We start from the raw sequence: 17547 nt of genomic DNA on the forward strand, positions 1-17547 counted from the left end.
AACTTTCGGTCAGTACCAGACTCTGCTTATGGCTTTTATTTGCTAAGGTTTAGCGTTAATTTGTTATTGCCTTTTATCACTATCTTTATATTAATTATTGCTTGTTCGCTTAGCGGATATCATTCCCGGGCAGGAGTAAGCTGTGAGATAGTTTATCTGTACGAACTGAAAATGAGAAAACTATGCCGGTATTTCGCTCGTCACCACTGATAAGCCAGTTAGAAGACAATATCTTTAGTGTGCTGGAGAAAATGGCAGCACAAACCGATGCTTTGCAGCGTCCCGTTATTGACCTGTCATCCGGTAGTCCGCGCCAGCCGACGCCCCCTGCAGTAGTCGCAGCACTACAGCTGGCGGCTGCCAGGCCTGATAATCATGATTACCCTTCTTTCTGGGGAAAAACGGAGTTGCGCCAGGCCATTGCCCGCTATTGCGAGGCAAACTACGGCTATCATCCGGACCCGGAGAGCGAAATTGCTATTTTTCAGGGAGCGCATATCGGAGTTTCAGGGATCCCCCGGGCAATTCTGAGCCCTGGTGAATACCTGATATCTACCGATCCCTGCTACCCCATCTATCGTTCTGCCGCTGCACAGGCTCAGGCCAGATTTTATGGTATTCCTTTACAGCCTGAACGACAGTTTCTGCCAGACTTTAGCCAGGTGCCCGCCGAAGTCAGACAGAATGCCGGCTTGCTGATGCTGAATTACCCGCACAACCCGACCGGAGCCATTGCCACTGAACAGTTATTTGATGAAGCACTGGACTTTGTCAGAACGCAGAATATTCCGTTGCTGCATGATTTTGCTTATGCCTCGGTGGGAAGCCAGCCCCATCATGCTCCACTGAGCCTGATGTCCCGCCCGGAAGGTGCAGAATGGGGAGTGGAAATTTATACCATGTCGAAAACTTTCCTGATGGCAGGCTGGCGGTTAGGGTTTGCAGTCGGTAATGCCTCGGTGATTGGTGCGTTTAAAAAGCTACACACGCAGAGTTACAGCACGGTGTTCGGAGCAATACAGGACGCAGCTGTCACTGCATTATCTCTGCCAGCAGAGTCTGTCAGCCAGTTTGCTGAAGCCTATCACCGCCGCCGGGAGCAGGTTATCCAAAGGCTAAATGATATGCACTGGCCGGTAGCCCCTGACCAGGGAACATTCTTTCTTTGGTTACCCGTCCCGGCAGGTTACCAGAGCCAACAATTTGCTGAATATCTGCTGCGCGAAGCTCAGGTTCTGGTAGCGCCAGGCCAGGCATTTGGCCCTGCAGGAGAAGGCTATATCCGACTGAGTCTGACTACCGATGACAACATACTTGATGAAGCACTGAAGCGAATTGCTGCACTAAAACTTTTCTATTAATGTAATGCTGTGCTAAATGGCTGACAATTTCGTTCGCCATTTAGCCTTAGTTTACTGCCATCAAATAAATTTCATTACTGTATTATTGGTGAAAAAAAGTAAATATAACCACAACACTTACATAAAATAATCCTTAGCAGTCAGTAAGTTATCAGCCTATATTTCAAATAAAAAATAAAAAATATAACTATTAGAATTTTCTTAAGGATAAACATATAAATCATGCCAGGATTAATAGTGAAAAAATAATATTAACCGAGGTGAGTAATGAGTGATTCAGAAATCAAAAAAACTAAAGTTGATTTTCTTCGTGATGTTATTTCACAGCTAAAAGAAATACGCCATTATGCACAGACAAATACCGAAACTTTATCAGCACACTGGCTGGCTTTTGATACCGGTGAATATGAAGATAAAGAACTGGCAGAACGGATTAATACATTACTGAATCAGCAAGGGAAGTTGCTGGATGAGACAGAATCCGTGATTCAGGATCTGGAAATCTCAGTAAACCACAGTGAACAGGAAAGTTAATTGTGAAAATCAGGGCACCCACGGTGCCCTGATTGCATGTTCTCAGTAATTACTTAGTCAGATTAAAGATCGTTTTTCACAACGACCTTATCAGCACCAGGCAGGGTATAGACGTTTTCCTGATACCACTTTTCAGACAGCTTCGCCAACGTACCATCCTGTTTCAGCGTTTTGAGAATATTATCAATTTTGCTGATCAGTACCGGGTCTTCCCCTTTTTTGTACAGGACAATAGTCGGGAACAGGCCAACACTGGCAGACGCTTTAATATTCAACGGTACTTTCTTTATCAGTGACAGATAGCCACCGATAGGATAAATGGCCGCATCATATTCACCTGAATCTACCGAACGGAACATATCTAATGCTGATTCCTCACCGGAAGGTGTGAGAGTAATCGGGGTTTTCGGATGCGTCTGGTTATACTGTTCAATGACGGTATAACGGGCATCATTGACATTAATCGGGTTCAGTTTTTTATGCTTAGTCGCAATATCATCCAGAGAATTAATGCTGTTATCATCTTTTCTGACAATCAGCCTTAAATCGCTGATACCGGTAGGTTCATGTGAATAATCAAAACTTTTCGCACGATCTTTATTCAGATAAAAATGGTTTGATGAAAGATCATAAGCACCGGTTTTCAGCCCGGTCAAAATCGCATCCTGAGATACCGTACTGTAAGTAAATTTATATTCCGGCAGTTTCTTCTGAATAATTTTCAGAAGATCGCCATCATAACCGGATATAGCTCCATTCTCATCTACATAAGAAAATGGATAGTTATTGCTGTCCATAGCGACATTTACCTGTTGCGTGGCGGCCTGAGCCAGAGACGCAAACGATGATAATGCCAGCCCGGAAACTATCAGGGCACCTGCAAGTGATTTTTTAAATGACATGAGTATTCCTTTTAATATTTTATTAGTGTTTTTTTAATAATAAGATCGATAGCTTTGGCGAATAACAATCCCAGCCCGACAAACACGATATAAACAATCAGGTAGGATTCGACATAATTAAACGTCCGGGCTGAAACAATATTGGATTTAGCAACCACATCAATCACCCCGATAGTGGAAGCCAGTGCCGAGTCTTTAATCAAATCCATCACAACGTTACAGAATGCCGGACTATTGGTCGCCATCATCTGCGGGAAAATAATTCGCCGAAAGCTGCTGAACTGCGGCAGATTAACGGTTCTGGCGGCTTCCGACTGTCCACTGTCAACTGAGAGCCAGGCAGAACGAAAGAACTCTGAAAAATAACCGGAATACACAAACACCAGCGAAGCAATTGCCGCAACATTCTGAGGCAACTTCAGTTTCCAGGCTGATATACCGTGAATCCCCACCAGGTTAAATACCGCCACCAGCAGATAAGGCAGGGTATAAAACACCATATACATCAGAACTATCACCGGGATGGAACGGGTCAGCGACAGATACAGGAAAATCAGTTTCTGCCAGGCTCTGTGTTTTACCTTAAGGCTTATCAGGCAAACTACTCCGCCAGCTATCAGTGAAAATAATAATGACCACAGTATAATTTGCAGCGTTTCGCCTAATCCGCTAAGGATAAATGGCGTGGAGGTGAATAAAAATGACTTATCCATGCTATTTACCCGTAATGATCTGGTATTTATGTTCCAGAATTTTCAGCAGACCAGCAATAATCATACTGAGTAACCAGTAAATCAGCAGTGTGCTAATAAATGACTGAATTTGCAGCATACCGTAACTGGCATTAGATATTCGCTTCGCCAGTCCGAACACATCATTAATCCCCACCAGATTCACCACTGAGGTCATTTTAACGATGGTAATTAAAAGATTGGCAAAGCTTCCTGCCGAAATCACACAGGCCTGCGGTAAAATGATTCTGAGAAATCCCGTGAGGGGTGGAATATTGCTGGCAGTAATTGCTTCTGCCTGCCCACTATCCACAGACTGGATACCCGAGCGGATAATTTCTGCAAAGTAAGCCCCTGCAATCGCCGCAATGGCACCGATGGCATACCAGATGTCGCGTACAGCAGTGATATCGGCTCCGGCTTGCTGCAACAGAAATTTGCCACCAAAATAAAACAGCAGGATCACTATCGGAATAGGTGAAGCTCGCATTACTCCGGTATACAGACCATACAGAGTTCTGCCCGCCACACCGCCCGCTCTCAGTGCCAGTAACACCAGTCCGAGAGCAGCGCCAATCAGCACCGAAAACAGGATAATTTCCAGTGTGGTCCCTAAGCCGAGCAATAATTTAATAAAAACGTCGCTGAAGCTTTTCATATTAGTAATGCGTTACTTTATCAACGAAATTGCGGGTACGTTCATTGTTAGCCGCATGGAAAATCACCTGAGGCGTGTCAGATTCAATGATTTTACCGCCTTCCATAAATACCACTTTACCGGAGATTTTTTCGGCAAAAGAGAATTCATGGGTGGAGATGATCATGGTCTGACCCGCGGCAGCAATCTTACGGATAAGCTGCAAAACACCGCCAATATTTTCAGGGTCCAGCGCCGATGTGGGTTCATCAAGCAGCAATATTTCTGGCTGCATAGCCAGTGCTCTGGCAATACCCACCCGCTGCTTCTGGCCACCGGATAAATTGCGCGGATATTCACCGGCTTTATCCGCCAGCCCGACTTCAGTTAAATACTTAACTGCAATTTCTTTCGCCTGTGCTGCAGCTATTTTCTTACCGTAGATAATGCCTTCAGTAATGTTCTGCAAAGCCGTCAGGTTATTAAACAGATTATAGTTCTGGAAAACCATACCGGTCTTTTTCCTGATATCGCCTTCCTGTTTTTTATTATACTGGCCAAATTCAATAACAGTCCCTGAAATATTCAGAGTACCGCTATCAGCCGGAGCTAATAAATTCAGAGTTCTCAGCAGAGTGGTTTTCCCTGACCCACTTGGGGCTATAAGTGTAATAATTTCACCACGTTTTGCTTCCAGCGATACCTGGCTAAGAATCTCTGCATTGCCTATTTTCTTCGAGAGATTACTGGCAGAAAAAATCGTTTCCTGCGACATTATTTGCCTCTCCAGCCCAGGTCTTTGGCTACCACATCAATCAGCAGTTCCAGTGAACGATTGCTGAGCCGGTAATCAGGCTCAATAGTATGCGACTGGAAAGCAATATGAGTCGCACGCTCCAACACACTGTCCTCAGCCAACAAACGCCCCACCTGTTCCGGAGTGCCATAATAAGCATCTTTGATAGTGGCAAATTCATTCAGCGCACAGTAATCCTGACTCGCCGGATCGGCATATTTCTCGTCGAATCTTTTGATAAATCCATCCAGCCATTGCTGGCCTTCACTGTGCTCATCGACCACCAGTACAGTACGAGACACCATAATTCGCGGTTCCGTTCCTGCCGGTAATGCCGCCAGGTAACTGTCAATAATCCGGTGCTGAATAGCCAGCAATGACGGCTCTCCTCCGGCGACCCGTGGCTGGGTGCGGGATAGCATCAGGCCATAGCCAGCGGCGCCAGCCTGAGCCGCCCCCTGTTCAGAAAACGTGGCCAGCCAGGTTTTCGGCTGCAGATTTTCCGGTGCCGGATAGAGTTGTTGTTTATTGCTGAGTATTTCCTGAAACCGGGAAAAGTTATCACCAAAGATTTTGCGGCGATTCGTTGCCTGCAGACCGAAACCGTTAAACGTGGCATCGGTCGCTCCACTGCCCAGCCCCAACTCCAGACGCTGGTTATGCAGTAAATTCAGTACGGTGGCGTCTTCAATCACCCGCAGCGGGTTTTCAAATGACAGGGTAATAACTGCGGTACCGAGAGTGATTTTTTGAGTAACCTGGCCTGCGGCTGACAGCAGCACAAAGGGTGACGGTAAGCCGCCTTCTTCACGGTCAAAATGGTGTTGTGCTATCCAGGCATTATCATATCCCAGCTTTTCTGCGAGGATTATTTGTTCTAATGCAATCTGGTAACGTTGCTGCGCCGAAGTATCATCCAGCAGACGGGTAAGAAAACCTAACTGTTTTTTTTTGCTGACTAAAGACATAACCGTACCATTAATTATTTCATTATTAATTTTCTTTTTTAAAAATATCAGTATTAAAAGTCAGCCGCAATCTGCTGCTAAACAACCAATTTATCTATTGATATGTTTTTTTTAGCTTTAGAAAAATATTTAATCATTGCTGATTTATTTACCCAAACCCCTTTATTAAGCGAACCATTAAATGTGTATTTATTTTGTACTTATTTAAAATAAATTGTTAATTTCAGGAGGAAATAAAGAACTATTCCCGGCGAAATTTTTATATATGATCATTGTCGGACACAGGAAAAACACCGTAGGGATTGGCAAAGTGAAACACATTACGGTGTCAGCTAAACGATGAACGAAGCAGAGAGCCGGTTAAGAAGACTGATGTACACAGTTACCCCCCCCCTTGCGAGATCAGGTCAGTGCTTAAACTGTCGCCTGCTTTGCATGACTTTTGCTTAGTCGCTACCTGAGGTCCCCCCCTGTCTGTCTTCTCCGGAAAGCCGGACTAAATGCACCATTAACCAGAGTTGTTCATCTTCAGATAATTCAGTCTGCACCTGATTTTTCACATATTCACAGATTAACAAGGTACACCGGAATGACTCAGGATACTGACAGGCCAGTTGTGAGGTTAATGGATTTTTATTCAGAGAACGGGATTGCTCTCCTTGAAGACGCTGTATAAAAAAGCGGATATGAGTCAGAAATCGTGAATAATTTAATGATTCATAAGCAGGGGTAATCTGAAAATGATACTGAACAACGGTGAGAATATCTTTCAGCATTTTAACGGACTGCATTGCCTTACCCACATCATCGCCGTCACTTTGCCCGTTAACCAGATGGAAAGCGATATTACCGGCTTCCTCATCCGGCAGACTTAACCCGTACTGCAGGTTAATGGTATCCAGTGCCTGTCGCGCCGCCTGGTATTGCGCCGGATAAAAACGCTGAACTTCATGTAATAACCGGTTCTGAATCACAATGCCCTGTCGGTGACGCTCAACCGCAAAAGCCAGATGATCCGCCAGGGTAAATAATATCTGACCGCGAACCTTATTTTCCAGTTGCTGGTCGGCCACTGACAATATATGTCCCGCCATTTGCAGAATATCCTCCGACAAACCGGCGACCATTTGCAGATAATCCTTCCCCCGGACATTTTCCTGTACCACAAACCGCTTTTCAACTTTGTCTTCGGTGATATCATCGCCAGGCCGACTGTTAAACCCAAGCCCTTTACCCATCACGATCAGTTCACGGTTGTCGCTATCCCTGGTCAGAATAAGACTATTATTCAGTACTTTTTCAACTTTCATAGCATCAGCTTATTCCGGGGGCATACAGCCATTTCTTGCGATAACGTCACGATACCATGTAAAACTGCGCTTACGAATACGGCGCAAAGATCGAAGTTCCTGTTCCCCCCTGTCGACATAGATAAATCCGTAGCGTTTGGCATAACCCTGATGGGTGCTGACCACATCGACAGCGGCCCATGGACAGTAGCCAAATAGCTTTACACCATCCGCGATGGCCAGTTTCATCTGTTCAATATGCTGGCGATAAAAATCGATACGGTAATCGTCATTAATACAGTCTCCATCCTCCAGCACATCTCTGGCACCAATACCGTTTTCGGTGATAATCACAGGCAGGCCGTAACGTTCGTAGACTTTTCGTAAGGTCAGACGTAACCCCACAGGATCAATCACCCAACCATAGGGCGTTTTGCCGACAAACGGATTTTCTGCGGCACGATAAACGCCGGGTTCTCCCAGCATAATCTGCTGATCCCCGGCCCTGGCTGAAATATCACTATTGTCTCCCTGACTGGCTGCAATAGTGGCGGTCGAGTAATAGTTAATCGCCACAAAATTGGGTTTTGCCGCCGCTAAAATCTGTAGATCCTCTGGTAACATCGTCGGTGCAATGTTTCTGTCTTCAAGATAAGACCAGGCAAGCGCGTTATAACGCCCGAGTACCGCTACATCAAGGAAGCTCCAGCAACGCAATGTTTCCCAGTTATGAGCCGCTATGGCATCTTCAGGACGACAACTTTCCTGGTACATCGAGGTGGTATTAATTGCTGGCCCGATACCGGATTGCGGGCACAACTGGTGACATAGCGCGAAAACCCGGGCCTGAGCCACCAGCATATGATGGCTTTGCTGATAGAGTGTTTTTTTATCCGGCAATGATTTACCTGGCGGCAATCCGATAGCTCCGGGATGCAGAATCATCGTATTCTGCTCATTGATGGTTAGCCAGTACTTCACCTTATGCCCGTATTCACCAAACAATATCCCGGCGTAGTCGACAAATGCGTCGATAGTTGACCGGTTAAGCCAGCCACCATCTTCTTCCAGAGCCTGTGGCAAATCAAAGTGATACATAGTGACTATGGGCGTAATACCGGCTTCCAGTAATGCATCAATTAACCGATGGTAGAAGGCAATGCCTTCTGGATTCAGCACATCCCTGCCTGTGGGCAGAACACGCGACCAGGCAATCGAGAAACGATAGGCTTTAAGGCCGAGTTCGGCAAATAACGCAACGTCCTCTTCCATGTGATGATAGTGATCACTGGCCACTGAAAAATCGGCGGTACCGGGCGGGTGAAGTAACCTGTCCACAACCGACGGCCCCTTTCCTCCACCGTTACCTTCGACCTGATAAGCGGCTGTTGATGCTCCCCACAGAAAATCGTCCGGAAACTCTGTCGTTTTATGATATTGCATGATTTTTTCCTCCGGCATTCAGAGTCATCAACACTTCTCCAAATCCTACGATTCCCGTTTCATGACAATCCTGCAGTGGATAGTCATCACTGTTCACCACGACGACCGGGGTGATTAAGTCATATCCGGCAGCACGGATAGCATCGCTATCAAACCGGACCAACACATCCCCCCGGCTGACAACATCTCCCGGCTGCAAGTCAGAATCAAAATATTGTCCCTGCAGATTCACGGTATCAATACCGATATGAATCAGCAGTTCAAGACCGCTTTCATGCAGGATACCCACGGCATGCCGTGAAGGTAAAAACATCTGGATTTTTCCGCTGAAAGGCGCACGGAGTACCCCCTCCTGCGGTTCAATAGCGACGCCATTACCCAAAAGTCCTCCGGAAAACACATCATCATTCACCGCCGACAACGGTTTTACTTCTCCCTGAAGTGGGCTGAAAATACGCAGTTCATCATCCCCTGCCCTTTCCGGTGTCAAGGGCTCAGCGGTAGAGGTCGTACCAGGCACTGACAAGGCGCTGTCTTCGAAACCCAATACCCAGGTCAGGACAAAAGTCACCACCAGCGCAATCAGACAGGTAATGAGTGCATGGACGATGTTCATCGGATTAGCACCGATAAACGCCGGTAATGCTGCCAGTCCCGGGGAAACGAACGCATATCGAACCAACCCGCTCAGGCCGGCATAAATCCCTGCGCAACCTCCACCAATCATCGCGGCAATCAGTGGCCTTTTTAGTCGAAGTGTGACCCCGTATAGCGAAGGTTCAGTAATCCCCATCAGAGCAGTAAATCCGGCAGAAGAAGCCAGTTGGCGTAAGCCACTGTTTTTAGTTTTCAGTGCCACACACAGCGTGGCTGCACCCTGTGCGATATTTGACGCCAGCATTCCCGGGCCATTAATCATCTCAAAGCCGTTTTTACTCAACTGACCAGTCGCTATTGGCGTCATTGCCCATGCTGTTCCGGTAATGACCAGGAATGGTTGTAATCCCCCCATCAGCATCGGAATTAACCAGCGGGCATGCTGGTCAATGATCGCTGCGCCTGACGCGACAATATCATTCAGAAAAATGCCTAACGGGCCGACTACCACCAAAGCCAGCGGCGCAGAAACCAACAGCACAATCATGGGCTTGACGAAAAACTTAATGATCGCAGGAGAATATTTTTCAGCGAAGCGCTCTATCCATGACATTAACCAGACAGTCAGAATAATAGGCAAAACTGACCCGGAATAATCAGCCAGCAGGACTTTGATCCCCAGGAAGTCCACGGGTTTGCCCGCTGCCATCATCTGTGCGATGCCGGGATGTAACAATACCCCGGCCACGGTCATTGCCAGAATCGGGCTACATTCAAATTTGACGGATGCACCGTAGGCCAGTAACACCGGTAAAAAGAAGAAAGCAGCATCCGCAATAATGTTAAGTATCTGGTAGCTACTGCTGTCAGGAGACAAGACTCCCGTGAGTGTCAGAATGGCCAGTAATGCTTTTATCATCCCAGCCCCGGTGATAGCCGGGATGACCGGGGTAAACGTGGTAGAGATCACGCTGATGATCCGGCTCATGATATTCTGATGTGGGCTATCCGCAACCTCATCTGTATCCGGCGTGGTATCTGACTGGCTGGCATTACGCTTTTTCTGAATGGCTGAGAATACCCTTTGAACGTCATTACCAATTACAATCTGAAACTGCCCCCCTCTGTCGACAACACTGATCACACCGGGTAGCTGTTCGATGGCGGTCTGGTTAACCCGGTGGCGCTGATTAAACTCCATCCGCAGTCGGGTGGCACAATGGGTCAGTGTACGAATATTTGCCGCTCCGCCAATCTCTCTGATGATCTCTTCCGACAATTCATTGTTATTCATGATTTTTCTCACATTTAAGCAAAAAAAAAGACCAAAATAGTGATGCTCCCCAATACGGGAAACAACTCTATTTTGGTCTTGCCTGCGAATGCAGTAACACGCCGCAATAAGATCAGTTTTCTGGCCTGAGTATTGTTTAGCCGCCCCGGGGTGGCAATTCACAGAAATTAAAAATGTGATCTAAATCACATAGCATAGAGTTATGGATTCACAGGAAAAATTGGGCTAAAGCAACCATCAGAGATGACGACTTGCCGGTTAATAACAATAAAAACACTTCATATACTATACTCCCATATAGTATATTGATTGCGTCACCCGACTGAGAAAACGACCTATGCCGTCAACTCCTGAAGCAAAAAAGAAGACCCTGACCCGTGCAAGGCGCATCCGCGGGCAAATTGATGCCCTGGAACGTGCGCTGGATGAGGGTGCAGAATGCCGGGCAATATTGCAGCAGATTGCTGCGGTGCGCGGTGCAGTTAATGGCCTGATGGCTGAAGTGCTGGAGAGTCATATCAGAGAAACATTTGACGGTTCTGATACAGACAGCCGACAGCTGAATACCTCGGTAAACGATACTATTGATCTGGTTCGCGCTTATCTGAAATAGCGCCCCTTTCCCATGAATAAAGGATACACACTATGAAATCACGTGCTGCGGTCGCTTTCGGCCCCGGAAAACCGCTGGAAATCGTCGAAATTGATGTTGCTCCGCCCAAAAAAGGCGAAGTGCTGATCAAAATTACCCACAGTGGTGTTTGTCATACCGATGCGTTCACCCTGTCCGGCAGTGACCCGGAAGGATTGTTCCCGGTAGTGCTGGGACATGAAGGTGCCGGTGTGGTTGTAGAGCTGGGAGAAGGTGTTACCAGCGTCAGTGTTGGCGACCATGTTATCCCGTTATATACCGCTGAATGTGGTGAATGCGATTTCTGTAAATCAGGTAAAACCAACCTCTGTGTCGCGGTGCGTGAAACTCAGGGGAAAGGGGTGATGCCAGACGGTACCTCACGTTTTTCTTATAACGGTCAACCGCTGTACCACTATATGGGCTGTTCAACGTTCAGTGAATACACTGTGGTTGCAGAAGTATCACTGGCAAAAATTAACCCTGAAGCCAACCACGAACATGTCTGCCTGCTGGGTTGTGGCGTGACTACGGGTATCGGTGCGGTTCATAACACTGCCAAAGTTCAGGAAGGCGATTCAGTGGCTATTTTTGGGCTTGGCGGAATTGGTCTGGCCGCTGTTCAGGGCGCTCGTCAGGCAAAAGCTGGCCGTATTTTCGCCATCGATACTAACCCTGATAAATTTGCCCTGGCGAAACAGTTCGGTGCCACCGACTTTATCAACCCTAATGACTACGATAAGCCGGTTCAGCAGGTGATTATCGAAATGACTAAATGGGGTGTTGACCATACCTTTGAATGTATTGGTAATGTTAATGTCATGCGCGCTGCGCTGGAGAGTGCTCACCGTGGCTGGGGACAATCAGTGATCATCGGTGTGGCCGGTGCCGGTCAGGAAATTTCTACCCGTCCGTTCCAGCTGGTGACTGGGCGTGTCTGGAAAGGCACGGCGTTCGGCGGCGTCAAAGGCCGTTCGCAACTGCCTGGTATGGTTGAAGATTCAATGAACGGTAAAATTGAACTGGCTCCGTTTGTGACCCACACCATGACCCTGGACAAGATCAATGATGCCTTTGATCTGATGCACGAAGGCAAGTCTATCCGTACTGTCATTAATTTCTGATGCTGTTCCCCCTCCACGGAGGGGGATTTTTGTTTTTCCATCGTTTTTCCCACGAATCATTACACACCCTCATCGTTGCTCTCTGCTGATGCACTTCCCTGTAAGTTGCGCTCTGACTGTGCACTCTGTTGCCCTTTCTAATGATCGAAAAAATCAACTTCATGATTTTTAACAACAAAAATTCATAACGATCCTGGCATGATTCATGCTTATTTAATTTCATTCAAGTAACTTGAATTTAAATCAATAACTGGACAGAGCCCCACGGAGAGTTGAACATGCGATTTCCACGACTGAGACTGACTACTGCCGCTGTTGTTTCATGTGCCCTGTTGGCGGCATCTGCCGCAGCACATGCCGAAGATTTACTGGCAAGAATTAAACAGAATAAACAAATCACTATCGCCACTGAGGCGCGCTATGCACCATTTGAATCTGTAGTAGACGGAAAGATCGTGGGCTTCGATGTCGATCTGATGAACTACATCCTGAAACAACTGCCTGGTGTCAAAGTGAAACAGTTGGATCTGCCTTTCCAGAGTATCCTGCCGGGTCTGGATGCGAAAAAATTCGATTTTGTCGTTACCGCGGTGACCGTTAATAAGCAACGGATGGATAATTTTGCTTTTTCTTCTGCAATTGCCGAATCCACGGTGGCATTGCTTAAACGTAATGATGATAACTCGATTAAATCCCCGGAAGATCTGAGCGGCAAAGTCGTGGGTTCACAGGCGGGTTCCGGTCAGTTACAGATTCTGCAGGATTACAACCAGCATCTGAAAAGCGAAGGCAAACCTGGCATTAAAGAAATACGTCAGTATGTCAGTTTTGACGAAGCCTATGCTGACCTTGCCACACATCGTCTGGACGGTGTAGCCCAGTCACTGGCCAATCTTGGCCCGTTAATCAAAGCGCGGCCAGGTGTGTTCGCCACCCTGCCTGAAATGCTGGGTCCGAAAACCTATTTTGGCTGGGTTGGACGTAAAGATGCTGACAGCCAGTCTCTGGTGACCTTCTTTAGCGATGGCATCGCCCGGGCTGAAAAAGACGGCACCCTGACGCGCCTGCAGCAGAAATGGTTTGGCTTTACCACACAGCTGCCACAAGGCCCGATGCCGGTACCTAAGATCTAAGGCAGGCACTGATGACTGATTTTATTCAACGGCTGGTGATGTATATCCCACAGTTGCGTCACGGAGCAATGGTGACACTTACACTGTGTGTGGCAGGGATGGCAATTGGCTTTGTTCTGGCAGTGTTGCTCTGCCAGCTGAGCCAGTCACGGCATAAAAGCCTGCAAGCCTTCTGTGGCGTTTATTGCAGTTTCTTTCGGGGCACGCCATTACTGGCACAATTGCTGTTGTGCTTTTATCTGCCTACCGCTCTGGGGCTGGATATTCCCGGCACTATGGCCGCCATTATTGTGCTGGCAATGAATACTTCAGCTTATCAGTCACAGATTCTGCGCAGTGGATTCGATGCCATACCCGGGGGGCAGCTTGAAGCTGCCGCCATTTTTGGGATCAGCCGTTTCAGAACATTGTGCAGCATTCAGCTACCTCAGGTTTTACGTTTAACCCTCAGCGCACTGGTGTCGGAGTTAATCGATGTCATTAAAGTCTCGGCCGTCGTTTCTGTAGTTTCGGTGACAGACCTGATGCGTGTGGGGCAGCAGTTGGTTTCTCAGACTTACCGGCCACTGGAAGTTTATCTGGTCACTGCAGTGTTCTATCTGCTGCTGACCAGTTTACTGTCGATGGCCGCCTCGCTGCTGGAAAAACGTTGGAAGGAGCGCTATCAGTGAATGCCTACCTCACCGATTTCCCGCTATTTGTTCACGCTTTACTGGTGACCTTACAAGTAAGCCTGGCTGCAGCCTTACTGGGCGGATTACTGGGATTCGGGCTGAATGCTCTGCGGCTCACCCTGCCGGTTTTCGTGCTGCCTTACCGCTTTTACATCTGGATTATTCGCGGAACACCCTATCTGGCACAGCTGTTTGTTGCCTATTTTGGCCTGGCAGTCATTGGAATCACTCTCAGTGCAGTACAGGCCACAATATTGTCTCTGGCTTTATACAGTGCTGCGTATTTTGCCGAATTGTTTCGTACCGCATGGAATACTGTCCCGGCGGGTCATATTGAGGCAGCCCGTGTCCACGGAATCCCTGGCCGGCGTATTTTCTGGCATATTCAGGCACCGCAGGCATTCAGCTTCTGTCTGCCATTGCTCGGTAACCAGGTCATTCTGACCATTAAAGAGAGTGCCGTCGCCTCCATTATTACTGTGCCTGAACTGACCATGACCGCAGGCCAGATTGTCAGTGACACCTTTTCCTATGTGGTGCCATATACCTTGCTGGTGCTGAGCTATTGGTTCCTGACGCAGAGTGTCACCGTTATTTTTCGTTTCGCCGCACAGCGAACCAACCGTTATCTCAAAGGATGATCGTATGACAACCCTTCCGCTTCTGGAGCTACGCTCCGTGGGTAAATCTTACGGCTCACATCGTGTGCTCAGTGATATCAGTTTGCAGGTGATGCCTGGTGAAATTGTTTCGCTGATCGGCCCATCCGGGTCAGGAAAAACCACCGCTCTGCGGTGTATGAACTTTCTTGAAACCTACGATGAAGGTGAAGTCATTATTGCCGGTCAGTTGCTCGGTTACAGTGGCAGTCAGCGCGGTGCCAGATTTCAGGACAGCCCGGCCGCCATTGCTGAAGTGCGTCGCCCGTTATCGATGGTCTTTCAGCAGTTCAATCTGTGGCCACATATGACTGTGCTGGAAAATGTCATGGCGCCGCTGGTTCTGGGAAAAAATATCGCGAAACACCAGGCTCAGAATCAGGCGATTGCTGCACTCGACAGAGTCGGAATGCGGCAGAAAATGTCTGCTTTTCCGGCACGCTTATCTGGCGGACAACAGCAGCGGGTGGGTATTGCGCGGGCACTGGCTGTCGAACCACAACTGATGTTGCTGGATGAACCGACCTCTGCACTCGACCCTGAGCTGGTTGAAGAGGTACTGCAGGTCATTTCATCACTGGCCAGCGCCGGCATGACCATGGTGATGGTCACCCATGAGATGAGCTTTGCTGCCAAAATTTCCAGTCAGGTGGTGTTTATGGAAGCCGGGAAAATTATCGAAACCGGCCCGCCACAAAAACTGTTTCATACCCCGGAGACAGAACGCTTACAAACTTTCCTGCGCCCCTGGTTTAACCGCAGTCTTAATTTTTCTGATAACAAGGAACGTGTGTCATGAGTGATTCCTGTGCCGGGAAACTGGCAATGGCCGTCAGCCAACAGCGCCTGACTGATTCGCTGGAATATCTGGCCAGCTTCGGTTCCACCGGAGATGGCGGGGTCAACCGTCAGGCACTGTCAGAGCAGGATCTGCAGGCCAGACAATGGCTGGTTGAACGGGCCGTGTCGCTGGGTTGTAGCGTGTTTACCGATGACTGCGCCAATCTGTTTTTCCGTCGTGCCGGAACCTCAGACCTGCCGCCGGTCGTCACCGGCAGCCATATCGACACTCAGCCGTGCGGCGGAAAATATGATGGCTGCCTGGGAGTCATGGCCGGATTCGAATGCCTTGCCGCATTGAATGATGCCGGTATTTCTACCTTACGTCCGATAGAAGTCGCCATCTGGATGAATGAAGAAGGCAGCCGTTTCTCGCCAGGCGCGATGGGTTCCAGCGCATTTGTCCATCCTGAACGCCTGCCACTCTATCTGCAGGCTACCGATGCGGATCAGGTGACTTTGCAGCAAGCATTAACTGATCATCATCAGGCGTTCCCTGATCTGCCACACCGTGCAGCAATCCCGATGTCCGCATTCCTTGAACTGCATATCGAACAAGGCCCGGTACTGGAAAATGCTGGGATAACTCTCGGGGCTGTCACTGGCATTCAGGGGGTTCGCTGGTATCAGGTGGTTTGTGAGGGAAGCGCTGCACATGCAGGCACCACTCCGATGCATATGCGGCGTGATGCTATGTCACTGGCGATTGCTGCCACAGAGCAGCTTCGCCGGTTAGGGGATACTCTGGCGGGGAGTGAGCTGCGCATTACCTTTGGCCGCTGGCAGGTAGAACCAAATGCTATCAATACCATTCCTTCCAGAGTGACGTTTAGTGTGGATTTCCGGCATGCAGACCCGGCGGTACTGGAAGCTTTCGATCAGCAACTGACAGAGTGCTTACCTGAATATTGCCAGGCCACTGCCGGTTTTATCCACCCACCCGTGCAGTTCCCTGACACGATTGTCGGTACCGTCACCGCCGCCTGTCAGGCACTGAACCAACCGTTTATTACCCTGCGATCAGGCGCATTCCACGATGCGATGTACCTGGCCGCCCATTGCCCGACCGGAATGATCTTTGTTCCGAGCCGGGACGGTATCAGCCATAACCCCGCAGAATTTACTGAACCTGCGGATCTTACCGCTGGCACCCGGATCCTTGCCTGGTGTCTGGCCGAACTTGCTAATCAATCTGAATCACCGGAGAGTTTATGAACGAGAACACTTACCCTGCCTGCTGCCATAAAGATAACGGCACCTCATTAGGCCATAACGCAACGCTTGAACAACCTATTTCGGCTGATGGCACCCCGGAAACCGGCAAAACCTATACCGTTCCTGCGCGTTGTGGACGGGCTGTGAAACTGAAAAAAGGCCAGGTGATCACTATCACCAATACCCACGGGACGCAGGTCTGTGACACGTGGATGTTTAATGCAGAAGATATGAGCGAGTTCCTGTCAATGGAGCATGCCCGTGCCTTTATCGATAAAATCATTCCTAAGCCAGGCGATTTACTGGTCACCAACCAGCGACGGCCGATTGGTGAACTGATTGCAGACACCTCGCCGGGGATTCACGATACCCTGATGGCAGCCTGTGATTTGTATCGTTATACTAATCTTGGTGTTGAAGGCTACCACGACAGCTGTGCTGACAATATGCGGATGGCGTTAAATGCTATCGGTCTACGCGCCAGAGAAGTTCCACAGCCGTTTAACTTATGGATGAACATTCCGGTGAAACCGGATTACACTGTTGACTGGTTGCCGCCGGTATCAAAACCGGGCGATTATGTACAGATTCGTGCCACGATGGATTGTGTGGTAGTGATGTCCGCCTGCCCTCAGGACATTGTGCCAATCAATGACTTAAATCCGGTCGATGTGCATTTTGTGGTCAACGACTGATATTACTGACGGCCTCATGATGAG

General features: G+C 48.4%; 18 protein-coding genes. 10 read left to right on the plus strand and 8 right to left on the minus strand.

Features of this window, described 5'->3' with window-relative positions; all coding sequences use genetic code 11:
• Window positions 1-182: 182 nt before the first annotated feature.
• Both A7K98_RS17670 and A7K98_RS17675 read left to right on the plus strand, forming a co-directional pair.
• Window positions 183-1361: an aminotransferase class I/II-fold pyridoxal phosphate-dependent enzyme gene (locus A7K98_RS17670; RefSeq protein WP_087489736.1), complete on the plus strand. Its 1179-nt coding sequence runs from the start codon at window positions 183-185 to the stop codon at window positions 1359-1361.
• Window positions 1362-1628: 267 nt separating this feature from the next.
• Window positions 1629-1895, plus strand: coding sequence for a hypothetical protein (locus A7K98_RS17675; RefSeq protein WP_087489737.1), 267 nt, complete (start codon window positions 1629-1631; stop codon window positions 1893-1895).
• Between the two features lie 62 nt (window positions 1896-1957).
• On the opposite strand, the gene A7K98_RS17680 is transcribed toward A7K98_RS17675, so the two are convergent.
• From A7K98_RS17680 to A7K98_RS17715, 8 genes are all read right to left on the minus strand, one after another.
• Window positions 1958-2797, minus strand: a complete 840-nt coding sequence (locus A7K98_RS17680; protein ID WP_087489738.1) for a transporter substrate-binding domain-containing protein — start codon at window positions 2795-2797, stop codon at window positions 1958-1960.
• 11 nt (window positions 2798-2808) lie between these two features.
• A complete protein-coding gene (locus A7K98_RS17685) occupies window positions 2809-3510 on the minus strand; it encodes an amino acid ABC transporter permease (RefSeq protein WP_087489739.1) in 702 nt (233 codons plus the stop codon).
• Between the two features lies 1 nt (window position 3511).
• Window positions 3512-4186, minus strand: a complete 675-nt coding sequence (locus A7K98_RS17690; protein ID WP_087489740.1) for an ABC transporter permease subunit — start codon at window positions 4184-4186, stop codon at window positions 3512-3514.
• Window position 4187: 1 nt separating this feature from the next.
• Window positions 4188-4940 carry an amino acid ABC transporter ATP-binding protein gene (locus A7K98_RS17695; protein WP_087489741.1) on the minus strand — a complete coding sequence of 251 codons (753 nt, stop codon included), beginning with the start codon at window positions 4938-4940 and terminating at the stop codon, window positions 4188-4190.
• On the minus strand, window positions 4940-5929 hold the full coding sequence (locus A7K98_RS17700) for an LLM class flavin-dependent oxidoreductase (RefSeq protein ID WP_087489742.1): 990 nt from the start codon (window positions 5927-5929) through the stop codon (window positions 4940-4942). The genes A7K98_RS17695 and A7K98_RS17700 overlap by 1 nt, the downstream gene beginning before the upstream one ends.
• A gap of 446 nt (window positions 5930-6375) precedes the next feature.
• On the minus strand, window positions 6376-7239 hold the full coding sequence (locus A7K98_RS17705) for a PRD domain-containing protein (RefSeq protein ID WP_087489743.1): 864 nt from the start codon (window positions 7237-7239) through the stop codon (window positions 6376-6378).
• A gap of 9 nt (window positions 7240-7248) precedes the next feature.
• Window positions 7249-8661, minus strand: a complete 1413-nt coding sequence (locus A7K98_RS17710; protein WP_087489744.1) for a glycoside hydrolase family 1 protein — start codon at window positions 8659-8661, stop codon at window positions 7249-7251.
• The gene (locus tag A7K98_RS17715) at window positions 8648-10552 is read right to left on the minus strand and encodes a beta-glucoside-specific PTS transporter subunit IIABC (protein WP_087489745.1); all 1905 of its coding nucleotides are present in this window, start codon (window positions 10550-10552) and stop codon (window positions 8648-8650) included. The genes A7K98_RS17710 and A7K98_RS17715 overlap by 14 nt, the downstream gene beginning before the upstream one ends.
• Window positions 10553-10889: 337 nt before the next feature.
• Between A7K98_RS17715 and frmR the strand changes: the two genes are divergently transcribed.
• From frmR to A7K98_RS17755, 8 genes are all read left to right on the plus strand, one after another.
• Window positions 10890-11165, plus strand: coding sequence for a formaldehyde-responsive transcriptional repressor FrmR (frmR, locus tag A7K98_RS17720; RefSeq protein ID WP_087489746.1), 276 nt, complete (start codon window positions 10890-10892; stop codon window positions 11163-11165).
• 32 nt (window positions 11166-11197) lie between these two features.
• Window positions 11198-12307: an S-(hydroxymethyl)glutathione dehydrogenase/class III alcohol dehydrogenase gene (locus tag A7K98_RS17725; protein ID WP_087489747.1), complete on the plus strand. Its 1110-nt coding sequence runs from the start codon at window positions 11198-11200 to the stop codon at window positions 12305-12307.
• Window positions 12308-12585: 278 nt separating this feature from the next.
• On the plus strand, window positions 12586-13440 hold the full coding sequence (locus A7K98_RS17730) for a transporter substrate-binding domain-containing protein (protein WP_087489748.1): 855 nt from the start codon (window positions 12586-12588) through the stop codon (window positions 13438-13440).
• Between the two features lie 11 nt (window positions 13441-13451).
• Window positions 13452-14111, plus strand: coding sequence for an amino acid ABC transporter permease (locus A7K98_RS17735; RefSeq protein ID WP_087489749.1), 660 nt, complete (start codon window positions 13452-13454; stop codon window positions 14109-14111).
• Window positions 14108-14755, plus strand: coding sequence for an amino acid ABC transporter permease (locus tag A7K98_RS17740; RefSeq protein ID WP_087489750.1), 648 nt, complete (start codon window positions 14108-14110; stop codon window positions 14753-14755). The genes A7K98_RS17735 and A7K98_RS17740 overlap by 4 nt, the downstream gene beginning before the upstream one ends.
• Before the next feature lie 4 nt (window positions 14756-14759).
• The gene (locus A7K98_RS17745; RefSeq protein ID WP_087489751.1) at window positions 14760-15572 is read left to right on the plus strand and encodes an amino acid ABC transporter ATP-binding protein; all 813 of its coding nucleotides are present in this window, start codon (window positions 14760-14762) and stop codon (window positions 15570-15572) included.
• Window positions 15569-16828, plus strand: a complete 1260-nt coding sequence (locus A7K98_RS17750; RefSeq protein WP_087489752.1) for a M20 family metallo-hydrolase — start codon at window positions 15569-15571, stop codon at window positions 16826-16828. Before A7K98_RS17745 ends, A7K98_RS17750 begins: the two co-directional genes overlap by 4 nt.
• Window positions 16825-17523 carry a DUF1989 domain-containing protein gene (locus tag A7K98_RS17755; RefSeq protein WP_087489753.1) on the plus strand — a complete coding sequence of 233 codons (699 nt, stop codon included), beginning with the start codon at window positions 16825-16827 and terminating at the stop codon, window positions 17521-17523. The genes A7K98_RS17750 and A7K98_RS17755 overlap by 4 nt, the downstream gene beginning before the upstream one ends.
• Window positions 17524-17547: the final 24 nt, after the last annotated feature.

It is taken from the genome of Tatumella citrea, assembly GCF_002163585.1.
Lineage (GTDB): Bacteria > Pseudomonadota > Gammaproteobacteria > Enterobacterales > Enterobacteriaceae > Tatumella > Tatumella citrea.